General features: G+C 46.6%; 9 protein-coding genes and 2 tRNA genes. 7 read left to right on the plus strand and 4 right to left on the minus strand.

Annotation, left to right across the window (positions count from 1 at the left end):
• Positions 1-21: 21 nt before the first annotated feature.
• The 7 genes from purC to J5W02_RS11865 all read left to right on the plus strand — a co-directional run bounded on the left by purC (position 22) and on the right by J5W02_RS11865 (position 9,399).
• A complete protein-coding gene (purC, locus tag J5W02_RS11835) occupies positions 22-726 on the plus strand; it encodes a phosphoribosylaminoimidazolesuccinocarboxamide synthase (protein ID WP_219965891.1) in 705 nt (234 codons plus the stop codon).
• A 34-nt stretch (positions 727-760) separates the two neighbouring features.
• Positions 761-2,194 (plus strand): amidophosphoribosyltransferase, encoded by a 1,434-nt coding sequence (purF, locus tag J5W02_RS11840; protein WP_219965920.1) that lies wholly within the window; start codon positions 761-763, stop codon positions 2,192-2,194.
• Between the two features lie 24 nt (positions 2,195-2,218).
• Positions 2,219-3,649: an adenylosuccinate lyase gene (gene purB, locus J5W02_RS11845; protein WP_219965892.1), complete on the plus strand. Its 1,431-nt coding sequence runs from the start codon at positions 2,219-2,221 to the stop codon at positions 3,647-3,649.
• 163 nt (positions 3,650-3,812) lie between these two features.
• Positions 3,813-5,090 (plus strand): adenylosuccinate synthase, encoded by a 1,278-nt coding sequence (locus tag J5W02_RS11850; RefSeq protein ID WP_219965893.1) that lies wholly within the window; start codon positions 3,813-3,815, stop codon positions 5,088-5,090.
• An 89-nt stretch (positions 5,091-5,179) separates the two neighbouring features.
• A complete protein-coding gene (gene glmS / locus J5W02_RS11855) occupies positions 5,180-7,006 on the plus strand; it encodes a glutamine--fructose-6-phosphate transaminase (isomerizing) (protein WP_219965894.1) in 1,827 nt (608 codons plus the stop codon).
• A 66-nt stretch (positions 7,007-7,072) separates the two neighbouring features.
• Positions 7,073-8,608 (plus strand): glutamine-hydrolyzing GMP synthase, encoded by a 1,536-nt coding sequence (guaA, locus tag J5W02_RS11860; protein WP_219965921.1) that lies wholly within the window; start codon positions 7,073-7,075, stop codon positions 8,606-8,608.
• A gap of 191 nt (positions 8,609-8,799) precedes the next feature.
• Positions 8,800-9,399 carry a zinc dependent phospholipase C family protein gene (locus J5W02_RS11865; protein ID WP_219965895.1) on the plus strand — a complete coding sequence of 200 codons (600 nt, stop codon included), beginning with the start codon at positions 8,800-8,802 and terminating at the stop codon, positions 9,397-9,399.
• 134 nt (positions 9,400-9,533) lie between these two features.
• Here J5W02_RS11865 and J5W02_RS11870 read toward each other — a convergent pair whose 3' ends face one another.
• From J5W02_RS11870 to J5W02_RS11885, 4 genes are all read right to left on the minus strand, one after another.
• Entirely contained in the window at positions 9,534-9,911 is a 378-nt protein-coding gene (locus J5W02_RS11870) for a VOC family protein (RefSeq protein WP_219965896.1), read from the minus strand.
• 297 nt (positions 9,912-10,208) lie between these two features.
• Entirely contained in the window at positions 10,209-10,409 is a 201-nt protein-coding gene (locus J5W02_RS11875) for a hypothetical protein (RefSeq protein ID WP_219965897.1), read from the minus strand.
• 522 nt (positions 10,410-10,931) lie between these two features.
• A tRNA-Thr gene (locus J5W02_RS11880) sits at positions 10,932-11,007 on the minus strand.
• A 3-nt stretch (positions 11,008-11,010) separates the two neighbouring features.
• Positions 11,011-11,087 (minus strand) — tRNA-Asp (locus J5W02_RS11885).
• Between the last annotated feature and the right edge of the window lies 1 nt (position 11,088).

The raw sequence follows: 11,088 nt of genomic DNA on the forward strand, positions 1-11,088 counted from the left end.
AACTTATAGGAGGAAAAGATAATGAAAAAATGTGAACTTCTTTACGAGGGCAAGGCAAAAAAGGTATATGCAACGGATGATAAGAACTATTGCATTGTGGATTACAAGGATGATGCAACGGCCTTTAACGGACAGAAAAAGGGGACAATCGTCGGTAAGGGCATTGTCAACAATAAAATGTCCAACTATTTGTTTCAGCTTCTGGAAAAGAAAGGTATCAAGACCCATTTTGTTGAAGAGCTGAGCGACAGGGAAACTCTGGTAAAGAAAGTACAGATTGTTCCTCTTGAGGTAATTGTACGCAACAAAGCGGCCGGAAGCCTTGCAAAGAGGCTTGGTATGGAGGAAGGCACTCCGATGAAGACCACCGTGCTTGAATTCTGTTATAAGAATGACGAGCTGGGCGATCCGATGGTTAACGAGTACCACATTCTTGCCGCAGAATTTGCCACCAAGGAAGAAATTGACCAGATCAGCGCTATGTCTCTGAAGATCAATGAACTGCTCAAAGAGTTTTTCCTTTCTGCGAACATTGAACTGATTGATTTCAAGCTCGAATTCGGCCGCTGTGCCGACGGCATTATCCTAGCGGATGAAATTTCTCCGGATACCTGCCGCTTCTGGGATGTCAACACCCACGAAAAGCTTGACAAGGACCGCTTCCGCAGAGATTTGGGCGGAGTGGAAGAAGCATACGCAGAGGTCATGAAGCGCATTGGCTTATAATATATAGGATGGTGAGTATTTGAACAGCTCAGTGATGGATTACGACATTTCCAAACCGCACGAAGAATGCGGCGTTTTTGGAATTTATTCCGACGGCGGGACTCTGCCCGCCTACGCAGCCTACAACGGACTTCTCGCTTTGCAGCACAGAGGGCAGGAAAGCTGCGGGATTGCCGTTTGTGACCGAGGGGTGATTTCCTATTCCAAGGATATGGGCCTTGTCACCGAAGCGTTTAACGACAAAATCTTAGACGACCTTGTCGGCCAGATGGCGGTCGGACATGTTCGCTATTCCACCGCGGGGGGCAGTGTGCGTGAAAACGCGCAGCCCCTTGTCATGCGGTATATTAAAGGAACCCTTGCGATTGCCCATAACGGCAATCTGACAAACGCCTATGAGCTTCGTCATGAATTGGAGCACAGAGGATGTATTTTCCAGACAACGATTGATACGGAAGTCATCGCCTATATTATTGCGCGGGAACGCGTGGATTCCCCCTCTATTGAGGAGGCAGTTCGCCGTGCGCTTCCGAAAATTCAGGGTTCGTATTCCCTTGTGGTCATGAGCCCGCAAAAATTGATCGCCGCACGTGACCCGCATGGTTTCCGTCCGCTTTGCATTGGAAGGCTTGACAATTCCTATGTTTTTGCATCCGAAACCTGTGCGCTCGACGCCTGCGGGGCAGAATATGTGCGTGACGTGGAGCCGGGCGAAATCGTTGTTGTGGACAGCAACGGGCTGCGCTCCATCAAGGATCCTGTAAATGTAAAAAAATCCCTTTGTGTATTTGAGTATATTTATTTTGCAAGGACAGACAGTATTATTGACGGTATCAGTGTTTATGAAGCGCGCAAACAGGCGGGCCGTATGCTTGCCAGACAGAAGCCGGTGGATGCGGATATGGTCATCGGGGTGCCGGAGTCCGGCATTGACGCCGCAATCGGCTACAGTGAAGAGTCGGGGATCCCCTTTCAGAAGGGAATCGTCAAAAACACTTATATCGGACGCACGTTCATCAAACCGAGCCAGTCGGAAAGGGAACGCAGTGTGCGAATTAAGCTGAACGCCCTTTCCCGCTGTGTCAAGGGAAAACGAATTGTCATGCTGGATGACTCGATTGTCAGGGGAACCACCAGCGCGCACATCGTTACCATGCTGAAAGATGCCGGTGCGACGGAAGTCCACCTCAGAATCAGTTCCCCGCCGTTTTTGTGGCCGTGTTATTACGGAACGGATATTCCGTCCAAGGACGACCTGATTGCCTGCCATCATAGTATAGAAGAAATTGGGAAGATGAGCTTTGCCGATTCCATCGATTTTTTACACTTGGACAATCTTCCTGAAATGGCGGGCGAATGCAAAGGATTCTGCGACGCATGCTTTTCCGGTAAATACCCCGCGCCGGTACCGGATTATCTGATTGCAAATAAGAATTACGACTACTGCACGCCGATCAAAAGATTTTAATTCCCTGTTTGGAGGATAATATCATTGAAAAATACTTATGAATCACCGCTTTCGTCACGCTATGCGGACGACGAAATGAAATATCTGTTTTCACCGGATAAAAAATTCAGAACCTGGCGCAAGTTGTGGATTGCTCTTGCACAGGCTGAAAAGGAGCTTGGACTGAATATTACGCAGGAACAGATCGATGAAATGATCCGGTTTCAGAACGACATCAATTATGATGTTGCCGAGGCGCGTGAAAAAGTGGTGCGCCATGACGTAATGTCGCATGTCTATGCTTTTGGTCAGCAGTGCCCAAAGGCGATGCCGATTATCCACCTTGGCGCTACTTCCTGTTATGTCGGCGACAACACCGACGTTATCATCATGACCGAAGCGCTGCAGCAGGTGAGAAACAAACTGGTTGGCGTCATCCGTGTGCTTTCCCAATTCGCTATGCAGTATAAAGACCTGCCTACGCTGGCGTTTACCCATTTTCAGCCTGCGCAGCCCACAACGGTGGGAAAACGGGCGACGCTCTGGATTCAGGACCTTCTGATGGATTTGGAGGACGTGGAGTATCAGCTTTCCAAGGCCAAGCTTCTGGGTTCCAAGGGCACTACCGGCACACAGGCCAGTTTTTTGGAGCTTTTTGACGGTGACCACGATAAAGTGAAAAAGCTGGACGAGATCATTGCTCAAAAAATGGGATATTCCTCCTGTTTTGCGGTATCCGGCCAAACCTATTCCCGTAAGCTGGACAGCCAGATGCTTTCCGTTTTGAGCGGGATTGCCCAGAGTGCGGCGAAATTTTCCAATGATATCCGTCTTTTGCAGCACCTGAAGGAAATTGAAGAGCCGTTTGAGAAAAACCAGATCGGCTCCTCGGCAATGGCCTACAAGCGCAATCCGATGCGCAGTGAGCGAATTGCTTCCCTTTCAAGATATGTGATGATCGACAGCCTCAATCCGACTATCACAGAAGCCACACAGTGGTTTGAACGTACACTGGACGATTCTGCAAACAAGCGCATCAGCGTTCCGGAAGCATTTCTTGCCGTAGACGCTATTTTGAACCTATATGCAAATGTCGCTGACGGATTGGTTGTTTATCCCAAAGTTATTGAGCAGCACCTGCTCCGGGAACTGCCGTTTATGGCGACGGAGAATATTATGATGGACGCCGTCAAGCGCGGTGCCGACCGCCAGCAGCTGCACGAGCGGATTCGGGTGCATTCCATGGCTGCTTCCAAGGTCATCAAAGAAGAAGGCGGGGAAAACGACCTGCTCAGTCGGATTGCCGCCGATCCAATCTTTGGCGTTACGCTCGAAGAGCTCTACGCAATTATCAAACCTGAGAAATATGTGGGCAGGGCGCCGCAGCAAACGGAGGAATTTATTTCCGAAGTTGTCAGCAAAGCAATTGCGCCTTATGAATTTGTTCCCGATGAAAAAACGGAAATAAATTTATAATTGAAACAGCGAAATAGGAATTATTTTTTTATTGTGTTTCCGCTTTGCTTTTCAGGATAAGTGTGATATTATAAGTGAGTTGTCATTTTTCCATACTGCCTAAATTCGGCCGCGGGGCAGTTTTTCAGCGAATTCCGTAGCGGCACGGCGGAGTGAATGTATTATGATTAAAGCAATTGTTGGTGCAAACTGGGGAGACGAAGGGAAAGGTAAAATTACCGATGTTGAAGCAGCTCAGTCCGACATTGTAATTCGATTTCAGGGCGGCAGCAATGCCGGTCACACCATTATAAATAACTATGGCAAATTTGCCCTTCATCAGTTGCCGTCGGGTGTTTTTTACAGCCATATCACCAATATCATCGGCAACGGTGTTGCGCTCAGCGTTGAAAATTTCATCAAGGAATTGAAATCGCTTCAGGAGCGCGGCGTTCCAAAACCGAACATTGTTATTTCGGACCGTACGCAGCTGGTCATGCCATACCATATTCAGCTTGATACGTTTGAAGAAGCTCGTCTGTCTTCCCATTCCTTTGGGTCTACAAAATCGGGCATCGCACCTTTTTATTCCGATAAGTTTGCCAAAATTGGTTTTCAGATCAGTGAACTTTACGATGATGAAAACTTGTTAAAAGAGAAGATCGAACGGGTTATCACCGTCAAAAATGTTTTGTTCGAGCATCTTTATCATCAGCCCAAGTTGACTGTTGATGAGATTTTCAATAAACTGATGGAATACAAATCTCTGTTGGAGCCGTATGTGGCAGATACTTTTTCTATTCTGCACAAAGCGGTTCAGGAAGGGAAAAATATTCTGCTGGAAGGCCAGCTCGGCGCTTTGAAAGATCCCGACCACGGTATCTATCCCATGGTGACTTCATCTTCCACCTTGGCTGGGTACGGTACCATCGGCGCAGGACTTCCTCCTTATGAAATTAAGGAAATTATCGCTGTTGTAAAAGCTTACTCCAGCGCCGTCGGCGCAGGAGAATTCGTGAGTGAGATTTTCGGCGCAGAAGCAGACGAACTTCGCCGCAGAGGCGGGGACGGCGGTGAATTTGGGGCCACAACCGGCCGGCCGCGCAGAATGGGCTGGCTGGATCTGGTCGCCTCCCGGTACGGCTGTCAGGTGCAGGGCGCAACCTGCGTTGCGCTGACTGTCCTTGATGTTCTGGGCTATTTGGATGAAATTCCGGTTTGCGTTGCCTACGAACTGACCGGCAAAAGGATCGATTCCTTCCCGCCGACTGTACAGCTGAAAAACTGCAAGCCGATTATAGAGACCCTGCCCGGCTGGAAATGCGATATCCGCGGAATCAGAAAGTATGAAGATCTTCCGGAAAATACGCGCAGGTATATTGAGTTTGCTGAAAAGGCGATTGGAGTTCCGATTAAGATCGTTTCCAACGGTCCGGCGCGTGAAGATATTATTTACAGATAAGGTTCATATAATTGAGCGCCAACATTTCCGGTGGCAGTGTTGGCACTAATTATATACAGATTAAATTCTACCGGAGAAAGTGTGATACTATGTGTGGAATAGTTGGTTACATCGGAGACGATCAGGCTGCTCCTTTCTTACTGAGCGGGCTGGAAAAACTGGAATACCGGGGCTATGATTCAGCTGGAGTTGCCGTTTACAACGGGACTTCTCTTCAGGTTGTAAAAGCAAAGGGAAGACTCAAAATATTAAGTGATATGATTAACGGCGGAAAAGACGTTCTCGGTACTGTGGGCATTGGCCATACCAGATGGGCAACTCACGGAAAACCTTCGGATATCAATTCCCATCCTCAGGTCAGTGATTCCGGGAAGTTTGCGGTGGTTCACAACGGAATCATCGAAAATTATCTTGCACTGAAAGATCTGCTTATTCAAAAGGGAATCAATTTTGTATCGGAAACGGATACGGAAGTGGTTGCGCAGCTTCTGGAGTATTACTATAAAGGGGATATTCTGGATGCTGTCATTAAGGTCATCAATAAGGTGGAGGGGTCTTACGCGCTTGGCATTATCTGTGAAGATAACCCTGACCAGATTATCGCCGTCAGAAAAGACAGCCCCTTGATTGTTGGACTGGGCAAGGGAGAAAACTTCATTGCTTCGGATATTCCTGCCATTTTGAGCAAAACCAGGGATATTTACCGTTTGAATGACAACGAGATTGCGATTCTTAAAAAGGAATCCGTCATGATTTACAATACGGATAAAGAAATTATTCCGAAAGAGCCCTGCCATATTGACTGGGACATTTCCGCTGCCGAAAAGGGCGGTTACCAGCATTTTATGGCCAAGGAAATCATGGAGCAGCCAAAAGCGGTCAGAGATACCATTTCGCCCAGAATTCAGGACGGGAAAATTGTTTTGGATAATATCACATTAACGGCGGAACAGATCAAAGGATTTTCGAAAATCTTTATTCTGGCCTGTGGTTCCGCTTATCATGTTGGCATGGTTGCCAAATATATTTTGGAGAAGTTCGCACGAATCCCGGTGGAAGTAGACGTTGCTTCGGAATTCCGGTACCGTCATCCCATCATTGATGACAAAGTCCTGGTGCTGGTCATCAGCCAGTCGGGTGAAACGGCGGATACGCTGGCGGCATTGCGTGAAGCTAAAAAGCTTGGCGCGAGAACGCTCTCCATTGTCAATGTGGTCGGCAGTTCCATTGCCAACGATTCCGATGACGTAATTTACACATGGGCGGGCCCTGAAATCGCGGTGGCTACAACCAAGGCTTACAGCACCCAGCTGGCGGTCATCTATCTGCTGGCGATCTATTTTGCCGATTTGCTCGGGAATCTTTCCAAAGAAGATTATGCCTATTATGTTTCTCAGCTGCAGGAACTACCTGACAAGATTGCTGAGATTCTTAGCAATAAAGAACATATCCAGTTCCTTGCATCCCAGTTCTTTAACGTGAAAGATGTATTTTTCATCGGAAGAAATCTGGATTACGCAATGTCTCTGGAAGGTTCTCTCAAACTGAAAGAGATTTCCTACATCCACTCCGACGCGTACGCAGCCGGTGAATTGAAGCACGGCACCATTTCTCTGGTTGAAGACGGCACTCTGGTCGTGGCGCTTGCTACCCAGAATAAGCTGTTCGACAAAATGATGAGCAATGTCAAAGAGGTTAAGGCGCGCGGCGCGGTTGTACTTGGTCTGACCACCGAAAAGAACACGAAAATTGAGCAGGAAGCGGATCATACGCTTTACATCCCCGAAATGTGCGAAATGATGTTGCCGTCTCTGGCAGTTGTTCCGCTGCAGCTTTTCGCGTATTATGTTGCGTCAATGAAAGGCTGCGATATAGATAAGCCCCGCAACCTTGCAAAATCAGTGACAGTCGAATAAAAGATTACTCTGTTGCTTTTGTAAAATCCGGCGACAGTTCAAAGAATGGAAGTGCACAAACATATGATGCAGAATGAAGCGATCTTGATCCTTGACTTTGGAGGGCAATACAGCCAGCTGATTGCGCGCAGAGTTCGTGATTTAAACGTATACTGTGAGATTAAATCCTACAAAACCCCTGCTGAACAAATCCGGGCGGCGGGATATAAGGGAATTATTTTTACCGGCGGGCCAAACAGTGTTTATGCTGAAAACTCACCCGTTTGCAGTAAAGAAGTTCTAGAGCTTGGTATTCCTGTTCTTGGAATTTGCTATGGTGCGCAGCTGATGTCCTATTTGCTGGGCGGCACCGTCAGCAGCAGCGAAGTGCGCGAATACGGCAAGACCCCGGTTGATTTTGATCTTTCCAAAGCGCTGTTTCATGGTGTTGAGTCCAATTCTGTCTGCTGGATGAGCCATACGGATTATATTTCTGCTGCGCCTGAAAACTTTCAGGTTATTGCAACCAGCGGCGCATGTCCGGTTGCGGCTATGGCAAACGAAGAAAAACAGCTTTATGCCGTTCAGTTTCACCCCGAGGTGGAGCATACCATACACGGCAATGAAATATTGAGGAACTTCCTTTATAAAATCTGCGGTTGTGTCGGCGACTGGAAAATGTCGTCTTTCGCAGCAGCTACCATTCAGCATATTAAAGAGACCGTAGGCGATAAAAAAGTAATCTGCGCGCTTTCCGGCGGAGTTGATTCCTCTGTTGCAGCCCTGCTGGTTCATAAAGCAATCGGCAAAAATCTCACCTGTATTTTTGTGGATCATGGGTTCCTGCGTAAAAACGAAGGCGACGACGTAGAAAACGTATTTCGTAAGCAATTCGACATGAATCTGATTCGTGTGAATGCGCAGGAACGCTTTTTGTCAAAGCTGGAAGGTGTTTCCGAGCCGGAACGCAAACGGAAGATCATAGGGGAAGAGTTTATCCGCGTTTTTGAGGAAGAATCCCAGAAGATCGGCCATGTGGACTACCTGTGTCAGGGTACTATTTATCCGGACGTTGTAGAAAGCGGAATCGGTGATGCGGCGGTTATCAAGAGCCACCACAATGTCGGCGGGCTGCCGGAAGACGTTGCTTTTACTGGAATCGTGGAGCCATTAAGAGATTTGTTTAAGGATGAAGTGCGCAGAGTGGGCCTAGAGATTGGAATTCCCGGCCCCCTCGTTTGGAGACAGCCGTTCCCCGGCCCCGGTCTTGCAATTCGCATTATGGGGGAGATTACTACCGAAAAACTCGATATTTTGAAGGAAGCGGATGCCATCTTCCGTGAGGAGATCGTCAGTGCCGGCCTTGACAGGAGTATCAATCAGTATTTTGCCGTATTAACCGGCATCAAGAGCGTCGGTGTAATGGGCGACGGCAGAACGTACGATTACACAATCGCGCTTCGCGGCGTAACCACCTCTGACTTTATGACTGCAGACTGGGCCAGAATCCCGTATGACCTGCTTGACAAAATTTCCAACCGTATCGTCAACGAAGTCAAACATGTCAATCGTATTGTTTACGACATTACCAGCAAGCCCCCCGCCACAATCGAGTGGGAATAATACAGTAAAATAAAAGGCGTCCCAGAAGCCATCAGGAGAGTAATCTTGACTGGTGGACTGGGACGCTTTTTTTACAGTTGTTTTCTGCTGGGAAGAAAGTTATGGATATACGTTAAAAATATTAAAAATAAAAACATGTATGTTATATTGAGTAAGGTCAATACAAAAAACAACAGGGGGGTCAGTGAGATATGAACAGCATGAATCATATTTTAATTGGAACCATTGTATATGAGTATCTGAATGAGAAATACGGAATCGTTTTAAATAAATCACGTTTTTTAACGGGAAATACTTGTCCTGACCACGGAATTTCGTTCCTGCGCCCACATAAAATGAGATACTGCGATAAAATGGTTCGCAGAAAAATGGAAAGGTTCTGCCGCAAAGATTATCAGATCATCGGTGCAAAAGCGTCTAAAAAGCTAGGAATTCTGTGTCACTACTACTCGGACTTCTTTTGCTGTGCGCACAGCCCGCAGTTCAGCGGCAACATTAAAGAACATGTCCGATATGAAAACGAGCTGCTTCAGTTTATGCGGGAGCATTATTCCGCATTTCGTGGAATGGATTATGTGCCTTATGCGGCCATTCCAGCAAGCGTAGCGGAAATCAATAACAGAATGTGTGAGTTAATTGGGAATAGGCCGGTAAAGGAATATAATTTCGGGGCGGAGCTTTTTAGTGCGATACAAGCGTGCGCAGAGCTGGTGCTTTTCGTCTGTCTGACTGTTCTTTCGCAGTACAGTCAGGTGCTTCCGCAGGAACTGAGCACCAGAAAGACGGCATAGATTTTTATTTAGTTGAAACAATGCGGCTTTACAGGACAATTTTCCTGTTACCGTACTTTTCGCCGAATACTTATGAAAAACCCGTCCAACTAAAATTGGGCGGGTTTTGATCTGCATTTTCAATTGTCTGGGGTTTAATCTGAAACCTGAGCGAATTCAATGCGTTCATTATTGGGTCCCAGGAACAGGAAAAAACGATTGCTTTTGGGAGCGAACATCTCGTTGGACTCAATTCCTTTGCTGACAATTTCACATCCCATTGCAACAATTTCTTTATATGCTGCATCAATATCTTCACTTACCAAAGCAATGTGATCGATTGCACCGGCAGGTTTCTCATCCACACGGCGGCGGTAGATTTCCAATCGGCAGCTTCCATTTTCCAGAATGCAGGAAAATTCATGCATCACGACTGGCACAAAACCAAGATTTTTATAGAACTCTACGGTGGCGGTAAAATCGCCGGCTGGAATTGCAACATGGGCGAGACCCGTTGGAACATTTTTTATCATTTTACATCCTCCGAATTTAGTTAGATTGCTTGCCGATTGTTACACATCACACAATTTTATTACGGCTTTTATCTTACATGCTACAAAAGAAAAAGTCAATAAAAAATTTAACCATCCCGCCTATATGGCCGGGATGGTTTTTGCGATTTATACGGTAATGTCAAGGAGATGATCTTTTAAAGATCTCGATGAATCGCCGATCTTATTGGTTGCCTGAGCTGCTTGAGTCATCAGTTTAATCTGCCCAGCTATAAAATTAAAAGCTTCCTGTTACCAGGAAGCTATTTTCTTAATACTTTATCGCTGCATTCCTGACATTCCTGACATCCCACCCATTTGATTCGTGTGCATTTGATACATTTGATATTCTTGCTGAGCCATCGTAGCATATACATTGCCAATCTCTTGAAAATGCTTAGCTAATTCCATATCATATGAATAATTTTGTTGATGCATCTTTGCCATCATCATTTGCATCTGGTCCATTGTCATTGCCATATATAAAGCCTCCTAATTTGATTATCAAATGATATATTCTATGTTCACCATGTGGTCAAAGTGCATATTGATAAGCAGCACGACTTATGTTGTAACTCAAAGGGTATCGCGGACAATTAAATTGAAAAAGCCGTCCCATTACAGGACGGCAGGAAATCACTGTGACCGACCGCTACCCTTAATATTAACATTGCTGGCGGCACGTATCTCATCTTCCTTTTTGGGTACTGGCTGAACGGACGGCACAACAGCAGACGTTGACGCGGATTTATCGGATTTAGATTCTGGTGATTTTTGATCCATGAATTCATCCCCTTTCGAGGTTAGTTTATCCTGTAAAGCCGATTTTATAAAAATCGGCTCCTACCGTAAGTCAGAGGCCCGAAATGTTGTCAAGGTCGACACAACGGCCGAAGTTAAAATCGGGTGCGGAGGTTCGCTACCGGTGACAGGAAGACCGAATTGTGAAAAAGACGCAAAAAAGCCCGTCAAACCTACATTTTAGGTCTGACGGGCATATTTTGGAGCTGCTAATGCGATTCGAACGCATGACCTCATCCTTACCAAGGATGTGCTCTGCCAACTGAGCCATAGCAGCAAATGGCGACTCGGATCGGGATCGAACCGACGACCTCTAGCGTGACAGGCTAGCGTTCTAACCAGCTGAACTACCGAGCCA

It is taken from the genome of Caproiciproducens faecalis (assembly GCF_019448085.1).
Taxonomy (GTDB): Bacteria; Bacillota; Clostridia; order Oscillospirales; family Acutalibacteraceae; genus Caproiciproducens; species Caproiciproducens faecalis.

Coding starts and splice junctions, on each gene's coding strand:
- purC (WP_219965891.1), top strand. CDS start 22: ATGAAAAAATGTGAACTTCTTTACGAGGGCAAGGCAAAAAAGGTATAT.
- purF (WP_219965920.1), top strand. CDS start 761: ATGGATTACGACATTTCCAAACCGCACGAAGAATGCGGCGTTTTTGGA.
- J5W02_RS11850 (WP_219965893.1), top strand. CDS start 3,813: ATGATTAAAGCAATTGTTGGTGCAAACTGGGGAGACGAAGGGAAAGGT.
- glmS (WP_219965894.1), top strand. CDS start 5,180: ATGTGTGGAATAGTTGGTTACATCGGAGACGATCAGGCTGCTCCTTTC.
- guaA (WP_219965921.1), top strand. CDS start 7,073: ATGCAGAATGAAGCGATCTTGATCCTTGACTTTGGAGGGCAATACAGC.
- J5W02_RS11865 (WP_219965895.1), top strand. CDS start 8,800: ATGAACAGCATGAATCATATTTTAATTGGAACCATTGTATATGAGTAT.
- J5W02_RS11870 (WP_219965896.1), bottom strand. CDS start 9,911: ATGATAAAAAATGTTCCAACGGGTCTCGCCCATGTTGCAATTCCAGCC.
- J5W02_RS11875 (WP_219965897.1), bottom strand. CDS start 10,409: ATGGCAATGACAATGGACCAGATGCAAATGATGATGGCAAAGATGCAT.